Origin of the sequence: Acinetobacter sp. Ac_5812 (genome assembly GCF_013072695.1) — a bacterium.
Lineage (GTDB): Bacteria > Pseudomonadota > Gammaproteobacteria > Pseudomonadales > Moraxellaceae > Acinetobacter.
The window spans coordinates 154478-173599 of record NZ_LXUK01000002.1 but is presented as its reverse complement, the minus strand read 5'-3'; the positions used below and the strand labels follow the sequence as shown (position 1 = coordinate 173599).

At 43.3% G+C, this 19122-nt stretch carries 26 protein-coding genes; 25 read left to right on the top strand and 1 reads right to left on the bottom strand.

Annotation, left to right across the window (positions count from 1 at the left end; all coding sequences use genetic code 11):
- Positions 1-49: 49 nt before the first annotated feature.
- The 25 genes from A7P55_RS03165 (at position 50) to A7P55_RS03045 (ending at position 18769) form a co-directional block, all read left to right on the top strand.
- On the top strand, positions 50-568 hold the full coding sequence (locus A7P55_RS03165) for a hypothetical protein (protein WP_171551078.1): 519 nt from the start codon (positions 50-52) through the stop codon (positions 566-568).
- 5 nt (positions 569-573) lie between these two features.
- Entirely contained in the window at positions 574-948 is a 375-nt protein-coding gene (locus A7P55_RS03160) for an HNH endonuclease (RefSeq protein ID WP_171551077.1), read from the top strand.
- The gene (locus A7P55_RS03155) at positions 941-1264 is read left to right on the top strand and encodes a hypothetical protein (protein WP_171551076.1); all 324 of its coding nucleotides are present in this window, start codon (positions 941-943) and stop codon (positions 1262-1264) included. The genes A7P55_RS03160 and A7P55_RS03155 overlap by 8 nt, the downstream gene beginning before the upstream one ends.
- The gene (locus A7P55_RS03150; RefSeq protein ID WP_171551075.1) at positions 1261-1689 is read left to right on the top strand and encodes a hypothetical protein; all 429 of its coding nucleotides are present in this window, start codon (positions 1261-1263) and stop codon (positions 1687-1689) included. Before A7P55_RS03155 ends, A7P55_RS03150 begins: the two co-directional genes overlap by 4 nt.
- A 171-nt stretch (positions 1690-1860) precedes the next feature.
- Complete coding sequence (locus A7P55_RS03145) at positions 1861-2274, top strand: antiterminator Q family protein (protein ID WP_171551074.1); 414 nt, start codon at positions 1861-1863, stop codon at positions 2272-2274.
- A 411-nt stretch (positions 2275-2685) separates the two neighbouring features.
- Positions 2686-3030: a hypothetical protein gene (locus A7P55_RS03140; RefSeq protein WP_171551082.1), complete on the top strand. Its 345-nt coding sequence runs from the start codon at positions 2686-2688 to the stop codon at positions 3028-3030.
- A gap of 445 nt (positions 3031-3475) precedes the next feature.
- Positions 3476-3937: a hypothetical protein gene (locus tag A7P55_RS03135; protein WP_171551073.1), complete on the top strand. Its 462-nt coding sequence runs from the start codon at positions 3476-3478 to the stop codon at positions 3935-3937.
- Positions 3906-4547: a putative metallopeptidase gene (locus A7P55_RS03130; RefSeq protein ID WP_171551072.1), complete on the top strand. Its 642-nt coding sequence runs from the start codon at positions 3906-3908 to the stop codon at positions 4545-4547. Before A7P55_RS03135 ends, A7P55_RS03130 begins: the two co-directional genes overlap by 32 nt.
- A 58-nt stretch (positions 4548-4605) precedes the next feature.
- Positions 4606-5112 carry a DUF2280 domain-containing protein gene (locus A7P55_RS03125; protein ID WP_004805804.1) on the top strand — a complete coding sequence of 169 codons (507 nt, stop codon included), beginning with the start codon at positions 4606-4608 and terminating at the stop codon, positions 5110-5112.
- The gene (locus A7P55_RS03120; RefSeq protein WP_004805805.1) at positions 5109-6767 is read left to right on the top strand and encodes a hypothetical protein; all 1659 of its coding nucleotides are present in this window, start codon (positions 5109-5111) and stop codon (positions 6765-6767) included. The genes A7P55_RS03125 and A7P55_RS03120 overlap by 4 nt, the downstream gene beginning before the upstream one ends.
- 12 nt (positions 6768-6779) lie before the next feature.
- Positions 6780-8195 carry a DUF1073 domain-containing protein gene (locus A7P55_RS03115; RefSeq protein WP_004805808.1) on the top strand — a complete coding sequence of 472 codons (1416 nt, stop codon included), beginning with the start codon at positions 6780-6782 and terminating at the stop codon, positions 8193-8195.
- The gene (locus tag A7P55_RS03110) at positions 8167-8853 is read left to right on the top strand and encodes a phage minor head protein (protein WP_004805809.1); all 687 of its coding nucleotides are present in this window, start codon (positions 8167-8169) and stop codon (positions 8851-8853) included. Before A7P55_RS03115 ends, A7P55_RS03110 begins: the two co-directional genes overlap by 29 nt.
- Positions 8854-8914: 61 nt before the next feature.
- Positions 8915-9079, top strand: a complete 165-nt coding sequence (locus A7P55_RS03105) for a DUF2158 domain-containing protein (protein ID WP_004805811.1) — start codon at positions 8915-8917, stop codon at positions 9077-9079.
- 61 nt (positions 9080-9140) lie between these two features.
- Entirely contained in the window at positions 9141-10457 is a 1317-nt protein-coding gene (locus tag A7P55_RS03100) for a DUF2213 domain-containing protein (protein WP_171551071.1), read from the top strand.
- A 2-nt stretch (positions 10458-10459) separates the two neighbouring features.
- Positions 10460-10948, top strand: a complete 489-nt coding sequence (locus A7P55_RS03095) for a hypothetical protein (RefSeq protein WP_004805815.1) — start codon at positions 10460-10462, stop codon at positions 10946-10948.
- A gap of 62 nt (positions 10949-11010) precedes the next feature.
- Entirely contained in the window at positions 11011-12036 is a 1026-nt protein-coding gene (locus A7P55_RS03090) for a DUF2184 domain-containing protein (protein ID WP_171551070.1), read from the top strand.
- A gap of 10 nt (positions 12037-12046) precedes the next feature.
- On the top strand, positions 12047-12463 hold the full coding sequence (locus A7P55_RS03085) for a hypothetical protein (protein WP_171551069.1): 417 nt from the start codon (positions 12047-12049) through the stop codon (positions 12461-12463).
- 3 nt (positions 12464-12466) lie between these two features.
- Positions 12467-12853 (top strand): DUF4054 domain-containing protein, encoded by a 387-nt coding sequence (locus A7P55_RS03080; protein WP_171551068.1) that lies wholly within the window; start codon positions 12467-12469, stop codon positions 12851-12853.
- Positions 12850-13410: a hypothetical protein gene (locus A7P55_RS03075; RefSeq protein ID WP_171551067.1), complete on the top strand. Its 561-nt coding sequence runs from the start codon at positions 12850-12852 to the stop codon at positions 13408-13410. The genes A7P55_RS03080 and A7P55_RS03075 overlap by 4 nt, the downstream gene beginning before the upstream one ends.
- Positions 13397-13765 carry a hypothetical protein gene (locus A7P55_RS03070; protein WP_171551066.1) on the top strand — a complete coding sequence of 123 codons (369 nt, stop codon included), beginning with the start codon at positions 13397-13399 and terminating at the stop codon, positions 13763-13765. Before A7P55_RS03075 ends, A7P55_RS03070 begins: the two co-directional genes overlap by 14 nt.
- A 3-nt stretch (positions 13766-13768) precedes the next feature.
- On the top strand, positions 13769-14314 hold the full coding sequence (locus A7P55_RS03065; protein WP_004805829.1) for a hypothetical protein: 546 nt from the start codon (positions 13769-13771) through the stop codon (positions 14312-14314).
- Positions 14311-15432: a DUF3383 family protein gene (locus tag A7P55_RS03060; RefSeq protein WP_004805832.1), complete on the top strand. Its 1122-nt coding sequence runs from the start codon at positions 14311-14313 to the stop codon at positions 15430-15432. The genes A7P55_RS03065 and A7P55_RS03060 overlap by 4 nt, the downstream gene beginning before the upstream one ends.
- Before the next feature lie 10 nt (positions 15433-15442).
- Positions 15443-15886: a phage protein gene (locus A7P55_RS03055; RefSeq protein WP_004805834.1), complete on the top strand. Its 444-nt coding sequence runs from the start codon at positions 15443-15445 to the stop codon at positions 15884-15886.
- 11 nt (positions 15887-15897) lie between these two features.
- A complete protein-coding gene (locus A7P55_RS03050) occupies positions 15898-16344 on the top strand; it encodes a phage tail assembly chaperone (RefSeq protein WP_004805835.1) in 447 nt (148 codons plus the stop codon).
- 196 nt (positions 16345-16540) lie between these two features.
- Entirely contained in the window at positions 16541-18769 is a 2229-nt protein-coding gene (locus tag A7P55_RS03045) for a phage tail tip lysozyme (RefSeq protein WP_004805839.1), read from the top strand.
- Here the strand turns inward: A7P55_RS03045 and A7P55_RS03040 are convergent.
- Positions 18735-19103 carry a hypothetical protein gene (locus A7P55_RS03040; RefSeq protein ID WP_004805842.1) on the bottom strand — a complete coding sequence of 123 codons (369 nt, stop codon included), beginning with the start codon at positions 19101-19103 and terminating at the stop codon, positions 18735-18737. The two genes, A7P55_RS03045 and A7P55_RS03040, sit on opposite strands and share 35 nt — an antisense overlap.
- Positions 19104-19122: the final 19 nt, after the last annotated feature.

Below are 19122 nucleotides of genomic sequence, written 5' to 3'. Positions count from 1 at the left end.
GGTCTGAACAATTAGCGGAAATTGGCTTTAAACAAAAAGGAGCTGCAGCATGATTAATTTAAACACGCCTGCAGGTATTCAAAACCTGAAAGCGATCATTCAAGAGTTTGATGCTTGTTTGTATATCGAGCGTGATCATTTCTTTGATAAACACTACACGCTGGTCCAAAGCGAGGCAGGCATAGAAAAAATTCGGATTGCAGTTAAATCGGCTGAATTACGCAAAGGTGTACAGATCAAGGTTGATTTCTACAACGAACCAGACAAGGGGATGCGCCGTATCCGATTCAAAGGGCAGGGTGTTGTCGATCGTTGTGAAGATGGTCGTGTTTATGGACGCTTGGATGATGGTCGCCCATTTTGTTGTTTTGTTTCTGATGTTGATTTCTTAGATCTAGACACATTGGCCAATAAACCAAAGGGCTATGCAGAAATGATGATTTTGCGCAGTGCTTACGTACAGGGCAATAGATCACCAGAAGCAAAACAAGCGAACAAGCAATACACGCAGATCCGCAGGAAGGGCCTATTAAGCCAGGTTAAAACCTTGGCCGCTTACAAGGAGTAAAGCCAGTGAAATTAACAGAAATTCAAAAAGCAGATTTAAAGCAAAAGTTTGGTGGTTGTTGTGCCTATTGTGGTGATGAATTAGGCGATAAATGGCATCCAGATCATTTAAATGCGGTTGTTAGAGATTTAACAACTGGCAAGCCTACAAAGCCTGAAAATGATGTTTACGAGAATCTAATGCCTGCTTGCACGCCGTGTAACCACAACAAACGTTCTTTATCACTCGAATCCTGGCGTGAACTATTGGTCCATTATCGAGATATCCAAGTGATTCGGGATTGCCCTCAGATCCGCCACTTAATGCGTTTTGGATTGGTTGAGTTTGTTCAAAAGCCAATTGTCTTTCATTTTGAGAAGTGGGAGAAGGGCGATGAGTAAGCTGTCTCCAAGAGAATTGGTGCTTTTTAGGCGAGCTGCAGAGGATGCTATTCATGCATGCAATAGACATTACGGTCCTTTTATCGATGTTGTGGCTCATCCGTTAAACATGCTTAAGCTTGTTGAAATGGCTGAATTAAGCAATCAGCAGCAATCAAAAGTGAATGACCTGCAAAAGCGGGTGGATGATTCAATCTTTATTCTAAGCACGATTGATACACCTGATGAAGCTTACAGTTCAATAGACTTGCTATTGAGAGCATTAAGAGGAAGTGCAAAAGAGTTAGAGCAAGCGATCAAGGGGAAAGCAATATGATTCAAGTTGGTATCGATTGCGGCGTTAAGACAGGTTTTGCTGTGGCCAATAAAGGGGTTCTGAACCGTGTTGAGACCTTAACCATTACAAAAGCAATGGAGGCGGTCAAAGAGTTGCATGATCAAGATCCTGATTTGCTTGTACGTATTGAAGATGCACGGAAGCGCACCTGGTTCGGATCTACAGATGCGCGACAAGCTAAGTCGGGTGCAGGTGTACGTGAGGGCGTTGGATCTGTTAAACGTGACTGCAGTATATGGGAGCAATTCTGTGTAGAGCAGGGAATTAAATTTGACTTGGTACACCCTGCAGCAAACATGACAAAAACCAAAGATGCATATTTTAAAAAAATAACTGGCTGGGTAGGCAGAACAAGTGAACACAGCCGTGATGCAGCAATGTTAGTTTACGGACGGTTGAAATGAGAAAACAAAATAACGATTGGTTTTTAATTATTGCATTCATCATATTCGCCATTGTTGTAGTGGCGGTTAATACATGGAACACGGTTCAAGTTTGTAAAGGTCAAGAAGTGTATTGGGTTAACGGAACTCAATTCACATGTAAATTTTTTAAGCATTAGGAGCGCGAAAATAATGAATGCAGTAGCAAAACAAAAAATGGATTGGTCGAAGCGCTCACCTCACCAGTGGCTTGATCAATATGGTATCTGGGTTCGATCAGGTAATTTTAAAAGCTCTGCTAACCCGCTTGCCAAAGCAATAGACCAGGCAGATGAAACACGAGTTCGTGCAAGCAAGATTTCAAAGCCATGTGAAATTACTGATTATGAAGCGGTTGAGGTTGGTAAACTCTTGGCGAAAATGCACAACGAAAATAGAGAATATTTGGCAGAGCGTGCCTGGTTGTTGATTTTAAAATATGAGAACGATTGGTCGTATCAAACGATTGCGAATACTCACAAGGTGAGCAAGGCAACCGTCCGAAGGGAGATTGATTTAGGCCTATCGTATTTAGATGGGAAAATTGAAGTATTAATGAGTGTTTGATAAGGCTTTAATTCACACTTGACTGTGTAGCACACTTAGTTTAGATTTGTGATACAGTGGACGAAGTTATAGTAATTCACTTAGTTTTGATTTTCATACCCACTGAGATACCACATCAGTCAGTGGGTATTTTTTTGCTCATCGAAAGGTGGGCTTTTGCGTTTCTGGGGTTACCTATTAGACCTCTTAAAGTAATAGGCGCTTTGCATGGTCGGCAGAGTGAATAGAGGGGTGCGAGGCTTTGAACAAGGCACTACCCTTGGTTTGACCACCTAAAGAGGTGAGTATTTACTTGCGGATTGGCGACCCCTTAACACACTCAGTTAGCCTTAAACTACGGTACTACTCAGCCCAGTTATTCATTTGGATAGCTGGGCTGTTTTCATGGCCATTCAAAAAGAGAAAATAAAAATGGAAAATCGTTGGCATGCTGATCAAGAAAATAATATGAGGCCAGATGTTAAGGGTTTGCCTTGCCCATTTTGCGGTTATGACCATGGTATAGCTGTTGATAGTAATTCACATGATTTAAAAGAGCATGGGGTTATATGGTCAGCTCGTGCATTTTGCCATGAGTGTGGGGCGCAATCTCCCAGCACAAACATAACAACATGGCCAGATCATCCATTAAGTGAAGAAAGAATTTATATTGATTGGGAAAATGAGCGTGAGGTTGTGAATCTCGCGGTAAAGATATGGAATATTCGAAAATATGATTTAACCCTCACTCGCATTAGCGCAATGCGAGTCAACTAGCCGAACGTATTACGGCATTAAAAACCCCGCTGCAATAATGGTATTGGCGGGGTTTCTATCTTAATAGTTAAGCCTGACTATATAATTACATTATTTGTTAAGATGCTTATTCTATTTCAATAATTATAAGTATATAATTTTAATGTATATTTCATATTTATTTGACTGTTTGTTATGACTAAATCATATCGGTATTTAGTGAAACCGTATATAAGGGAAAATGATCACCCATTTGTCTCTATAGCAATTTTTTTAAATTATGTTAGAAGGGGTAACAAAAAGACTGATGAAGAAATTAAATCAATCTTAAAAGAAGCCAGATCCAAAGATAAGCATCATCTTTATAAAACTTTAATGAGCAATATGGATAAAAATAGCTTTTAGATTGTCATTTTAATTGATTTTCCATGCCACCTAATCGGTGGTTTTTTTATGGGTGTGATTTATGGATAGTTCAAAATATTTCGAGCTCACTAAAAAGCGAGAACATAAATCAAAGCCACGTTACAAACCATTGCCGAAAGCGAATGAAAAATACTTAGAAGCTTTTGAGGATTTGGAGCGTGCCTTACAGGTTTTAGAAATTAAACATGAAAAGTTATTTCAGTTTAAATCAACGAAGCACTGGCGTTTTGACTTCCATTTAATTGAGTATCGAATTTTGGTTGAAATTGCCGGTGGGCCATGGTCAGCAGGCAGGAAAAGAAAATGTTTCTCCCATGATGCTGATCGTGAACACACTGCTTATGAAATGGGATTTACTATTGTTCGTTTGGAATCGGCAGCTAGATTTAAGATTAATGAGGCTGGTCCATTACAGATACAAGCGAGCTTTGCACAACAATGGCTTAAAAATTTAAAGAGGCACACATTTAATGAGCCAAATAAGACCATTTCCACCGACTGACTTGATTGATCAAGCAGATAGTGAGGAAGCAATACGCCTTGCACCGGCACCAGATCTCATGCAATGGGTAATTGATAATTTTCTAACCATTGGTGGACCACTACACAATCCAGACCATGACCATATCGCTGAGTTACTACATGACAGCGAAGGTTTCCTTGCATTTGCCTGGGCATCACAAGCATGTACTGTCAAAAAACAAATGGTTTCTGGCCAATGTGAAAAAGTTATGTTTAACCAGGGCGGTTGGCGTAAGGCGAGACAAGAGCAGCAGATGCGTGATTGGTTTGGCTATGTGCCGGTATATCTCATTACCATTGATGCCAGTTTTTGCGAGCAAGCTACAGACCGAGATTTTTGTGCATTGATAGAGCATGAGCTATATCACATCGGCGTAGAGCGTGATGAGGATGGTGAACCACGTCTTAGCGAGATGACAGGTTTACCAAAACACTATCTCACTGGCCACGATGTTGAGGAGTTTGTCAGCATAGTGAAACGATGGGGAGCGAGCGAGCAAGTGAAGCGACTTATTGAAGTGGCGAAGCAATCGCCGTTTGTGAATGATGTAAACATTTCCAAGTGCTGTGGAACCTGCCTTGTAAGTTGAGCCTAATGGCTCTTTTTTTTGGCCTGTTTCCTTGATGGGCCTTGATGGATTTTGAATTATGGCAAAGCTAAAAAAAGCCGAGCAACTCTATATAGTTCGGTCACTTGCGCAATTCATGACACCCTCAGAAGTTGTTAAGGACATCAAGGAAAAATTCAACATTGATGTGTCACCGCAGCAAGTGGAAGCCTACGACCCCACCAAGGTTGCAGGCAGAGATCTACGACAAGAATACAAGGACGTATTTGAAACAACACGGGATGATTATCTCAAGCAACCAATCCACAACATTAGTGGAGCAAATGACATTGTTCAGCTCAAAATTTTAAGCGATCTGCTTTGGTCTAAAAAAAATAACGTGACGATGACAATTAAAATCGTGGACCAAATGCAAAAGATCATGAAAGGTTTTTATGAGAAGCGTGTCGAAATTACAGGGGCAGGCGGTGGGGCAATAAAAACAGAAAATACTCAAATCCCATCACCACCAATTCTTACACCGGAAGAACTTGCCGCGATGTCGCCGTTAGAACTTTCTCGTTTAGTCCTGACAGGTAAGAAATGACTTATGCACTTGATGAGATTGCGCCATTAATCAAACAGTGGACGATTAATACACGGCTTCCTGATGTTGTGGCCGAAATGTCACGGCGTTACTACTACAAAGCTGTAGCTGAGCAGAACGAATTAAGCATTCAGGCGGAGCTATATAAGTGCCGTACAGATCCGATTCATTGGTTCAATCATTGGATATGGACATATGATCCGCGCGGCATGTCGTTTGGTCTCCCTGCCAATATTCCTTTTGTGTTACGGCCTAAGCAAGTGGAGTTGGTTGATTGGCTATTAGAGCGAGAGAATACACAGACACATGGCCTAATTGAAAAATCCCGTGATGAGGGAATGAGCTATGTTGTCCTCGGGTATTTCCTGCATCGGTGGTTATACGTTGACGGCTTTGCAGGTGGAGTGGGTAGCCGTAAAGAGGAATTGGTAGATAAGAAGGGCGACCCTAAAACCCTATTCCATAAGTTCCGCGATATGTTCAGCAAAATGCCTGACTGGATGAAGCCTAAGGGCTTTGTCGAGAAAGTGCATGATAACTATATGCGGATCATTAACCCGGATAACGGCGCAACCATTACAGGTGAAGCTGGTGACAATATTGGCCGTGGTGGACGTACCACAATGTATTTTCTTGATGAGTGGGCATTCGTAGAGCGACAAGAGGCTGTTGATGCAGCTATATCGCAAAACACGAACGTTCATATCAAAGGATCTACACCTAACGGGATTGGTGATCGATTTCACCAGGATAGATTCAGCGGCCGCTACGCAGTTTTTTCAATGCCTTGGCGAGCTAACCCGGATAAGAACTGGACCGTTGAATATAAAGGGAAGCAGATCCACCCGTGGTATGAAAAGCAACTGGCCACACTCGATGATGTTGTCCTGGCTCAAGAGGTCGATATTAACTATGCCGCATCTGTGGAAGGTGTCTTGATTCCATCAACGTGGGTACAGTTTGCAGTTGATGCACATACTAAGCTTGGCATTGAGCCTACAGGTGATCGTATTGCAGGTCTGGACGTTGCTGATGAGGGTAAGGATAAGAACTCTTATGCAGCGCGTCACGGCGTTGTTATGACCTATTTGGATACATGGTCAGGCAAAGGCGATGATATTTTCGGAACAACTCAAAAGGCCATGGATCTAAGTATCGATCAATCAATCGACACGTTATTTTACGATGCCGATGGTTTAGGTGCTGGATGCCGTGGAGATGCCCGAGTGATCAATGAGATACGGAGAGAGCAAGGATTATCCGAGGTTGATGTTCAGCCATTCCGTGGATCTGGTGCAGTGCATGAGCCTGATAGTCAGATGGTTGAAATGCGTTTCAATAAGGATTTCTTTGCAAATCTCAAAGCACAATCATGGTGGTCTTTGCGTTTACGTTTTCAGGAAACATTTAGAGCACTGGAAGGGCGTGAATATGATCCCGACATGATCATTTCACTATCTAGTGAGCATATCGACCCTAAGGAGTTGGCATTGCTCACTACCGAGTTATCACAGCCTACATATACAAAGAACGGTGTGGGTAAGATCTTAGTCAACAAGCAACCAGACGGTACAGCATCACCGAACCGAGCTGATAGCGTCATGATTTGTTTTAACCCGCAGATTGCAGCCTTAAGTGTTTGGGGCAAGCTTTAATACGAGAAAATTATGGGACTCTTAAAATTTACGGCGGACAGTTTTCAAAACTTCGCCGCTCGCGTTGGCTTGGGTTCAGGAAACCAACATGACCAGTCTGGTTATGGGTTCAATTACTTAAGCCGCAACCGATTAAAACTCGAAGCAATGTATCGCACTTCTTGGGTGGTTGGCCAAGTAGTTGATGTTGTCGCCGATGATATGACACGTAAGGGCTGCAACATTAAGGGATTTAGTTCACCGAAAGATGGGGAGATGATTGACCAAGAGATGGATCGCCTGCAGGTATGGGATCGTCTTAATAAGACAATTAAGTGGTCCCGTCTATATGGTGGAACCATTGCTGTAATGCTAATCGATGGCCAGAACGTTTCGACGCCGTTAAATACCAATACAGTCGGTAAAGGTCAATTCAAAGGTTTATTGGTTTTAGACCGTTGGATGGTTCAGCCATCTATGCAAGATCTTGTCACTGAATATGGTCCACATTATGGAATGCCTAAATTCTATGACGTGATCCATGATTCAGTTGGGCTATGCAATCAGAAAATCCATTATTCCCGTGTAATTCGTATGGACGGCGTTGAATTGCCATATAACCAATCGATCACAGAAAACCTTTGGGGCCAATCAGTCATTGAGCGTTTATTAGATCGATTAACGATTTTTGACAGCGCAACTTTAGGCGCTGGGCAGTTGGTCTATAAGGCTCATTTACGCACCTACAAGGTCAAAGGGTTACGCAATGTCATTGCTGCAGGTGGCAAGCTTTTTGATGCTCTGGTAAAGCAGATTGAACAAATCAGACTATGGCAATCTAACGAGGGTTTGACCTTGATGGATGCCGAGGATGAATTTGAGACTCATCAATATAGCTTTACGGGATTGGATAATTTACTTCTGCAGTTTGGACAACAGATCTCTGGTGCAACCGGTATCCCTTTAGTGCGCTTATTCGGGCAGTCACCTGCAGGGCTAAATGCCACGGGAGAATCTGATCTAGCCAACTATTACGACAATATCAATCAACAGCAAGAGGGCCGATTGCGTACGCCGTTGCAGATCCTTTATGCCGTGTTGTCTATGTCTGTGGTTGGCAAGCCTTTGCCTGATTCATTCGACTTTCAATTCGCCTCATTGTGGCAGCTTGGGGACGATAAAAAAGCAGAGGTGGCCAAGAATGTGGTTGATGCTGTATCTGCAGCCGAGGAATCTGGGCTGATCAAACGGTCTACCGCCCTTAAAGAGTTACGCCAATCAAGCGAAGTAACTGGAATTTTCTCTCATATCACAGACGAGGAAATTAAAGATGCTGATGATGAAGATCCACCACCGCCAAGGGGACGTTTAGACGATGAAGAACCAAATCAGCCGCCTAACGCCGAATCGGGCGCGAAAGATGGAGATCCGGTACAGTCAGCAGCTTAGAAAGATTGCCCATTACGTTGATACCATTGTTAAGGGTTTCGATGTTAATGATCCAAGTAAGTACCCCATCATTGTGAATGCCTTAAATCAATATGCAGAGACTTTACATTTTTGGGCACAAAACACTGCGGGGAGAATCATCACAGATGTTGCTTTACGTGATGAGAAAACTTGGCTCATCTATGCACAAGATCTATCCCGTGGTGTGCGTGAACAGATCCGCGACACTGATATAGGTGCGGTCTATCAAGAGTTGCTAAATGAGCAAGTTCGCTTGATTAGATCGCTACCACTGGAAGCAGCTCAGCGTGTTCAGGATCTATCTACACGATCGCTAATTGATGGTAGTCGAGCCAGTGAGGTTGCTGGTCTAATCATGGCCACTGGTCAAGTGACAAGATCCAGAGCAAATACAATTGCTCGCACTGAGGTCAGCCGAGCATCATGTTTATTTACACAGGCTAGAGCCGAGAATCTTGGTTCTGATGGATATATTTGGCGAACCAGTGAGGATGGAGATGTTAGGCCATCCCATAAGGAAATGAATGGGAAGTTCGTTTTGTGGAGTAGCCCACCTGTTTTAGATCGATTGCGTGGTCATGCAGGATGTTTACCGAATTGCCGGTGTTATGCAGAGCCAGTAATACCTGATGTTTAAGTATATTGTTTAAATTTTAATAGCTGATATATTTGAAGATTCTTATTTCTGGAGAATAATTATGAGCGTTAAAGCTGGAGATGTTGTAAAACTTAAATCAGGCGGTATTTCGATGACAGTTGAAAGAATTCGCAAGGATAATGCTAAAGCCGTCTGTGTTTGGGTTGTCGAGGGTGAAGTCAAATCTTATGACTTTTCACCCGAAGCTTTAAAAGTTATTGAATGATAAATTCATTTTAAAAAGACCACCTTCGGGTGGTTTTTTTATGCCTGCATAAAGGTGAACCATGTTTAAACCTAAAAAGACAAAAGATCAGAAAACGGTTGATCGATCAGAGATCTATACCACTGGCCAGTTAGGACGCACCCGAGAGATTACCCCAGAGGGTTATTTGCTATGTCGTGATGTTCCGATCGCACGTATTGGGACTTTGATGTATGCAGACGGCGAGGTCCCAGTCACTGCAGACAATACTGGCTTGATCATCATCTACCGTGGTGAAGATGTTCTATTCGATCCAATCACCATTGCAAGTGCTGAAAGCAAGCCTATTACCGATGACCACCCTGATGATTGGGTAACGCCAGATAACTGGAAAGAACTATCCAAGGGGGTGGGCAAAGATGTTCGCCGTGGTGATGGTGTCGATTCTGATTATCTCATGGCTGATCTTTTGGTCATGGATAAAGAGACCATTCAAAAGGTTCTCGATGGAAAAGTAGAAATTTCCCTAGGCTACGATGCTGACTATACAGAGACCAGCAAGGGCAAAGGGTTACAGAGCAATATTCGGGTGAACCATATTGCATTAGTTGAAAAAGGGCGATGCGGTTCTCGCTGCTCAATAGGAGATAGTTTTATGTCTAAAAAGACGACTAAAAATAAAGCGCCTTGGTATCAAAGTTTGATTGGGCTTAAACGTACCGTGGATCAGGCTGTTGAGGAGGCAGAAAAAACGTCTGATTCTGAGGAAGAAGAAACCGAAGATGAGGACGAACCTGAGGAGGGAAAAACCAAAACAGGTGATGCGGCGTTTCAGGCGGAAATGCGTAAATTCATGAAAACGATGGATATGCGCATGTCAGCCATTGAAAAGAAAAAAACCAAGGATTCTGAAAAAGATGAAACCGAGGATGAGGACGAGGAAGAATCGGAAACTAATGATTCTGGTGATTTAACCGAAGCCGAAGAAGCTGAGCAGCTATCTGGTAATGGTGTCCAGAGCTATACAGGTGATTCATTAAAAGAAGTTATTTCCCGTGCAGAGATCCTTTCGCCTGGTTATCGCATGCCGACCTTGGATAGTGCCCAAAATGGTAAAGCTGTCTTGAATGTTAAGCGTCAGGTGCTTAAGGCTTCATACGCAACACAAGATGGCCAGAAGGCAATCGCTCCGTTTGTTGGGGTAGATCCTGATTTTGACAAATTACCCACCCATACAATTGATGCTGCTTTCGCAGGGGCATCGGAATTGATCAAACAGCAGAACAATGCCCGTGGTGTTCGTTCTGGAATTAAAACAAGTGATTTCGGTCGATCTGCACCAACACCTGCAGACATTAACGCCCGTAACCGCGCCTACTGGAACCAACAAGGAAAATAATCATGAGTAATGCTTTTTTATATCGCATGCCGAGCGGTATCCCTGGTGATGTCTCTCGTAAAAGCCAATCAACAATTGAATCGCATCCTGTAGGTGCACAGTTCGCTGCATTTGGTCTATTCGGTAAGATTGATGGTACAACAGGAAAGTTTGTACCACTCGCTGCTGCAGATACGGCGGCAGTGATTTACGGTTTATTTGTTCGCGCTTACCCAACTCAATCAGCGCAAAACGAATTAGGCAAAGCAGTGCCTCAGCCTAACGGAATTCAAGACGTTTTACGCCGTGGTTATATGACAGTGAAATGTAATGCTGGTAATGCCAAAAAAGCAGGAACTGTTTATGTGCGTGTCACTGCAGGCACAGAAGCCAAGCCAGTGGGTGGAATCGAAGCCGCAGCAGATGGTGCAAACAGTATTGCATTGCCAAGTGCCTTTTTCATGCATGATGCTGATGCAAAGGGCAACGTAGAAATTTCATTCAACATCTAAAACAAAATTGATTCGCACGGCCACCAATGAGGTGGTTTTTTTGTGCCTGGAGAAAACACAATATGAGTAAGTTATTGATTGCAACTACTCTTGCCCAAGCCGTGGCCATGGGTACTGCAAACCCTGTACGTGCGCGTACACGTGACCATATGCTGACCTTTGATGCTCAGACGGTAGATAGTACAGGTGCGTTTCTGGTTGGTGAATTAGAACGCTTAGATCAAACCATGCATGAGCCTTTGGCTGATGTCACTTGGTCCCGTGACATTGATCTACGTTCAGACGTATCCATTGCCGATGAAATTTCGAGTTTCTCAAATGCTACCTTTGCTGCAGCTGGTGGTGCATCGCCACAGGGTAAATCTTGGGTAGGCAAGAACGCTGATGCAATCCAGGGGATTGCGTTGGATATCGGCAAAACAGCTCAACCATTGACTTTATGGGCCAATCAGATCGGCTGGACACTTCCAGAGCTTGAATCGGCTCGCCAAGTTGGTCGCCCTGTTGATGCGTTAAAGCATAGCGGCTTAATCCTTAAGCACAATATGGACACTGATGAGCAGATCTATATTGGTGATGACATCGTGGGTGTTAAGGGATTGCTTAACTCGGATAAGGTAGGAGCAACCAACGTCAATAAAGAATGGTCGGCTGCTACTGCAGATGAAATTCTCGCAGACGTAAATATGATTTTGTATAACGCATGGGTTGCATCTGCTTTCGCCGTTTGTCCTTCTAAATTGTTATTACCGCCTGAGCAGTTCGGTTTGATCGTTACCCGTAAAGTTTCAGAAGCGGGAAACATCTCAATTCTGGAATACGTCAAAATCAACTGTATCTCTATGGCTAAGAATGGTAAGCCGTTAGATATCCAGCCATCTAAATGGTGTGTTGGCCGTGGTACTGCAGGTACTGACCGCATGATGTGTTATGAGCAGAACGAAAACCGCGTTCGTTTCCCGATGGTGCCGTTACAGCGTACGCCAGTCGAATACCGTGATTTACGTCAATTAACAACTTATTACGGCCGTTTAGGTGCAGTTGAATGGGTTTACCCTGAGACAGCATTCTATGCCGATGGTCTGTAAGGAGAGCAACATGAGTAAGCAAGTACAAATTCTCCTTTCACGTCCATTGACTGTTAACCTTGGTACTGATGAACATGGCCGTGCAATTACGGTAAAACTTCAAGCTGGGCTGCAGTCTGTAGAACAAGAGGTTGCTGAAAACTGGTTCGTAAAAGCCCATTGCCAAGAGCTCACCCAAGAAGATGTTGAAAACGGCGAACTACAAAAGCAGGTTGAGCAATTGCAGGGTGATCTTAAAATCCTGCAGGAACAATCGGACGAAGCCACAAAAACGATCGAAAAGCTGAAAGGCGATGTTCAAGAGAAGGATAAAGAGATCAGCGATCTTAAAATCCTGTTGACCAAAGCTGAACAGACACCTGCAGATGCAACTGCTGCTGGTACAAAGGGCGCGGCCAAAACCAAAGAGCAGCCAAAGGAAGCTTAACCCATGATCGATGAGCAATCCTTTCGGGAAACGATGCCAGTCTTTGCAGATGCTGCACAATATCCAACATTCCAATTTAATTTTTACTTGAATCTTGGGAAAAAATTATTGAATGAGGATCGATGGGAGGATCTGCTCGATTATGGTTTGACGCTGTTTATCGCTCACTATCTCACGTTGTACAAACGTGGAATGGATGCGGCCAGTGTAGGTGGTGATGCAGGCAAGATTGTCGGGAACGAGACTTCTAAAGCAGTAGATAGTGTTGCAAAGTCTATGGATGTGTCTGGTGTGATTATTGCTGATGCTGGCCATTGGAATCAGACCACGTGGGGTGTTCAGTTCTATCAGCTCATGATGATGGCAGGTGCGGGAGGTATTCAACTATGAGCAGCAATGTAACAGCCACAGGCAATGGTCTGTTAGATATCTTGCAGGCCGTTGCTGAATTATCGAAGGTTGATGTGCTTGTGGGTATTCCACACGGCGAAGTACGAACCGATGGTGATGGTCTCACCAATGCCCAAATCGGATACCTGCAGGAAAATGGCTCACCTGCAATGAACATTCCTGAACGTGCTTTCCTTGTACCGGGTGTTGAAGAAGTTCAAGACGAGGTAGGTAATACGCTGGTAAAAGCAGTTGATGCTGCATTAACTGGTAATCATAAGCGCATGATGATGTTGCTTGAGTCTGCAGGGATGAAGGCAATGAACTCTGTTCGAGCATATTTCGTAAATGGTGAGTTTGCGCCGTTGTCTTTGGCCACTATCCGTGCACGTGCACGGCGTGGGCGTAAAGGTGCGAAAAAGTACCTTAAACAGCTAGAAACTGGACCTGCAGAAACAGGCCTAGTTCGGCCGTTGATCGATACTGGCGAGCTGCGCAAGAAAGTTACTTACATCATCATGAAAAAGGATAAGGAGGTAAAGCGTGGCTCGTCTTGATGTCTCTGATGTACTTCTAGATCCTGATTTTATGGATATTGGTATTGCCTGTAATCGTACTGCAGTCATCGTGGGTAATAACGGCCGATCGCAAGAAACCATAACTACCACCACTTTTGCAGGTGTGGTGACTACCAATAGCGGTCTAAACATGGACCGCCGTCCTGATGGAACTTTGATTAAAGGTGCAATTAATATTCATACCAAGTTTGCTTTGTCCTCAGGTAATACTGAAACCAAAGCAGATGAGATCCTATGGCAGGGTAAAACCTACATCGTTTCTCAAGTCTTGGATAATTTGCATTATGGCCAAGGTTTCGTAAAAGCAATTTGTGAGCTTAAGCCACTGGGGTAAATCATGGGTGATTCTGCAACAGGGGGATATATCACCCCTAGTGGCGGATCTGCTTATGACCAGAAACTTGAGGACATCTTTCAAGCTTTTATTGTTGGGGTAACTTCTTTACCAGGTGTAATGGTTCGGCCACGTTTCCAGAAAGATCCTCCGCCTTTCCCTGCGATTGGTGAGGATTGGTGCGCCTTCGCTGTAAAGTCGATAATTCCCGATGATGGGCCATACTTCGACCAGAAAGACGAGACAATGGATTCAATTCGACATGAAGAATTGACACTATTCCTATCGTTCTATGGTGATCATGGCCAATCGATCGCAAACGTCCTTAAGGATGGTCTAGCAATTCCGCAAAACATTGCGCAACTCAAAGCGCAGCAAATCAAATTTATCAGTGTCGGTGAGCTCATCACCGCGCCTGACTTTCTCAATAATCAGTTTGTACATCGATATGACCTAACCACTGTATTTAAGCGGAAAACATCACGCACGTTTGCTGTTAAGTCATTTTTAGATGTTGGAACAATAAATTTAACCAGGAGTAATCCATGACATTACCCGTTTCTAATGTCGTAAATGTCAGCATTAGCCTTGCTGCATTGGCGGCAGGACCTCGCTCGTTTGGATCTTTGCTGATTCTTGGTGCTACCAGTGGCGTGATTGATGCGATTGAGCGTATGCGTCAGTATTCAAATATCACCGAAGTTGGTGAGGATTACGGCGTTGACGATCCAGAATATAAAGCAGCTTTGGCATACTTTGGACAATCGCCTAAGCCACGCACCTTATATATTGGCTATTGGCACAAAGAAGGCACAGGGGCAGAAACAATTCAAGCTGCAGTCCAAGCATGTCTTGGGTCGTTAAAGTGGTACGGTCTGGTTATTGCTGCAGATCTTACCGAGCAGCAGGCTTTAGACGTTGGTGCTTTGATTGAGGCTGCAGATCCTTCGCGTGTATTCGGTTACACCTCACAAGATGAAAACTGCTTAAGTTCAACGGATACCACCAGCATCCCTTACAAGCTTAAACAGAAGAAGTTCCGCCGGACCATCTCAATTTTTTCCAGTGATAACGCTTATGCTGCTGCATCGGTGTTTGGTCGTGCTTTCACTGTAAATTTTATGGGTACCAATACCACCATAACATTGAAGTTTAAACAGTTGCCTGGCATTGCTGCAGAGGATCTTAAAACCCCAGAGGCTAAGGCGCTGGCAGCGATTAACTGTAATGTGTTTGCAGGCTATAACAATGACACGGCCATCCTGCAGGAAGGTGTCATGACAGATGGCACATTCTTTGATGAGATCCACGGCCTAGATTGGTTCCAAAACCATCTTGAGACATCGTTGTGGAATCTTTATTACACCAACACAACCAAGATTCCGCAAACGGGCGCAGGTGTGAACCGTCAGTGTGGTGTGCTTGAAACAGCTTGTGAGCAAGGTGTGACCAATGGCTTGCTTGGTCCTGGTCGATGGAATGGCGACAGCTTTGGTGTACTTGAGACGGGTGACTATCTGCCAAAAGCCTACTACGTGTTTGCCAATAGTCTTGATGATCAACCTCAGGCAGATCGTGAAGCTCGTAAAGCGCCTGTATTTCAAATTGCGGGTAAGTTAGCAGGTGCAACACACTTTGCTGATGTTCTTGTCGCTGTAAACCGTTAAGGAGTAATTCGTGAGTACATATTCTTTTATGGATACCCATTGCACTTTAACCAGTGCAGACGCGGTGATTGATCTAGGTTATGGCGCAGCTATTTCCGATGAGGGTATTACCTTTGCAATGGCAGGCGACAAAAACACCATGACCATTGGGGCCGATGGTGAAGGGATGCATTCATTGCATGCCGACAATTCAGGTCAGATCACAATTCGCTTTCTTAAAACTTCTCCGACTAATGCCAAGTTAATGAATCTTTATAACTTGCAGAAAAACAGCTCGGTGAAATGGGGGAAAAATACAATCACTCTGAATCATGACGGTTCAGGGGATAACCATACAGCCACCAAATGTGCATTTAAGAAAGTCCCTGACTATGTGAATGCAAAAGACGGCGGCATCGTGGAATGGGTATTTGACTCAATCAAAGTCGATATGAAACTTGGCACATATGAGTAAGGTTTTAAGTTATGGAAATTAATGGAATTGAATACACGATCGGCCGCTTAAATGCGGTCGATCAGTTTCATGTATCCCGAAAAATTGCACCTATTGTGCCTAAGTTGATGCCGATTATTGCGGAAGTGGCCAAGGGTGATTTAGCAAAAGCAATTGATTCGATTGACCAGGGCGAAAGCGGTGATCTTAGCGACCTGCAGCCATTGGCCGATGCTCTATCGCCGTTGATGGATGCGATTGCACAAATGCCTGAGGATGATGTGAATTACATCATTTTTAAATGCCTAGGCGTTGCCAAGCGAGGTGGTGCTGTTGTCTGTCGTAATAACAGCATCATGTTTGATGACATCGATATGACGCAAGTTTTGCCCTTAGTAATTGCCACGATCCGGATCAACTTGGGAAATTTTATTCAAGGGTTGCTTATGAAGGCATCGAGCATGAAGCAACCGCAATAAGTTTCAGGTCCTTGCCGGATGAGTCGGATTGGCTCATGCGGCCAGTGATCAAAGGCATGTGCAAATTTGAATCTTTAAAAAATGGTGAGCTAGATCTCGTTGATATAGCTTTCATGAATGATGCGCTTGATGTCGTTGCAGATAATGAATATCTGTTGAACAAGGAGCGTGAAAGAAAAAATAAATAGGTGATCCCATGGCAGATGGTGTAATTCGTGATTTCTTGGTTTCGCTGGGGTTTGATACAGACAATACCGGCTTAGCTAATATGAAAAGTGCCATGGATGGCATTGAATGGAAAGCTAAGGCATTAAACGGCGCTTTGTTGGCTTTGGCCACTGGTGCCGTACTTGCTGTAAAACAAACTGCCAGTGAGTTAGATAAGCTCTATTTCTCATCTCAACGTATTGGTGCCAGTGTTACCAACATCAATGCATATGGGAATGCCATTGCTCAGCTTGGTGGTAGTGCCGAGGGTGCTGTCGGAACACTTGAGGCATTAGCTGAAAAGATCCGTAATTCACCTGGTTACGAGGGACAGATTAAAAGTCTTGGTGTAAATACACGTGATGCAAACGGCGCAATGCGTGACCGCGTGGAAGTTATGAAGGATCTGAGCGGTGTTTTAGCCAAGATGCCATCGTATCAAGCCAATGCTTATGCCAATTCCCTTGGTATCGATCAAAACACATTGATGGCCATGCGTGATGGTAAATTCATGGCCAACATGGATAAATACCAGAAGATCCAAAAAGAACTCGGTATGAATAATGACTTAGCCAAGTCTGGCAATGAGTTTATGACCGAATACCGTGATCTGACAATGATGACTAAAACAGGGTTTCAGGTCATTATCATGCAGGCGGGTAAAGCTTTAATTCCTATCTTGAGAATGTTGAATCAGTTGATTCAGGCAGGTATTCATGCCTTTTCACAATTGAATCCACAAATCAAAGAAGGGCTCGCCGTTGGCTTGCGCTTTGCAATGTTGGCATTAATGTTTGGAGCTTTGGCCAAGTCGCTCGGGCTACTTTTAAAGTTTATACCGGCTTTTAAAACTTTTATCGGTTTGCTTAAGTTATTCCGACTCGCATTCCTAGCATCACCGATCGGAATTATCCTGGCATTGGGTGCAGCCCTGGCATTGCTCTATGACGATTACAAAACGTGGAAGGAAGGCGGCAAGTCATTGTTTGACTGGTCTAAGTGGACCAATGGCATCGATACCATTATCAACAAGATCAAAGATTTTTTAGATATTCTCGACAAGATCAAAGACAAGACAATCGAGTTCATCCAGAAAATCATTAAAGATCCTGCAGGTGCATTAAAAGAGGTAGCGACCGAGGTTCAAGAAGGTGTCACAAAGACTGCAGAGAAAGTTAACGATGCAGTTGATAAATACATCAATCCAACAGATCCGAAAAAGGTTACGCCTACACAGGACAAAGTGGCCAGCATTACCGATTTTGCATTTTCTATGGTCGATAAAGGTTTGGCCATGTTTGGCAATGCTGATGCTCAAACCCGAGTTGATCAACGTGAACGTGGTGAAATTGGGTACCAGTCTGTTGCTACTGGTGCAGCGAAGGCCACAGTAGATGCCGTCAAAGGAGCTGTAGGTGAAACATCACTAAAAACCAAAGATGGTCGTAGATTGTCAGTGTTTAAAGCATTCTTGGATTCAGGATTTTCTATGAATCAAGCTATGGCATTAACCGCAGAGGTTGGCCGTGAAAATGAATATAACCTTGATACGATGTTCGGAACTCATTCTGATGCTGGAAATTCAAAACAAAATCTTGGATTTTTTAGTTGGCAAGGTGATAGGAAGGAGAAGTTAATTAACTATTTAAAGTCTAAAAATCTACTTGATGAAACTGGACATATGTTGAAAAATCAAGGATCACTAAAAGCAATGGCTGAGTTTGCTAGAAGTGAGATATACAGCATAAAGAGATACAGTAAAACCAAAGAATTATTCGATTCTTCTCCTAATGCTGATCCTGAAAATTACGCCAAAACTTTAGGTAAAAACTATATTGTATGGGCTTATGGCCAAGATCGCATAAATAAAGGCAAAACGGCATTTGATTGGAAAGCTCATGATCAGCGACGGAGAAATAATCTGGAGAAATTAAAGGGACAAATTGATAAGACAGAAAAATTTATTTTACCTAATAACCCTAAAGATCTTGCCCGATTTGCGGAAAATGCGACTATTCCCAATGGTAATCCACACAAGGCGCAGGTGAATAGCTCGAATGATATGTCAGCTAGTAATATCACTATTAATCAAAATTATCAGACAGATATGACGATTAATGGGGCATCAAGTCCAGTGGAGTCTGCCAATGCAATTAAGCATCAGCAGGAAAATGCAATGACAATCATGGCAAGGGGAGCAAAGGGGGTTTTTGTTTAATGGCTTGTATTTGTTTATCCAAACTTGCACATAATTCTTTTATTTGGGCATGTGTCATTTGATCAAGTTCATTAAAAGCTTGATCAACTTGCTTATCTGTAGGATCTATTTGATTCGCTGAAACTTTGCAATTCTCTTGATCCGACTGGAAAAGCTGACTAAGTTTGTTTGCATAAGGTGAATTTTCATCTTTACCACAAGTACTTCCTGCAGCATAAAGCCTAGCATATCTTGTTTGAAGATCTGATATTTGACAGGAATCTTTAGGCGCAGGTAAAGCCCAAGCTCCAGCACTAAGCATAGATGTAATAGTCAAGAGCAGTAGTTTTCTCATGATTGGTTACTCTGTTTTT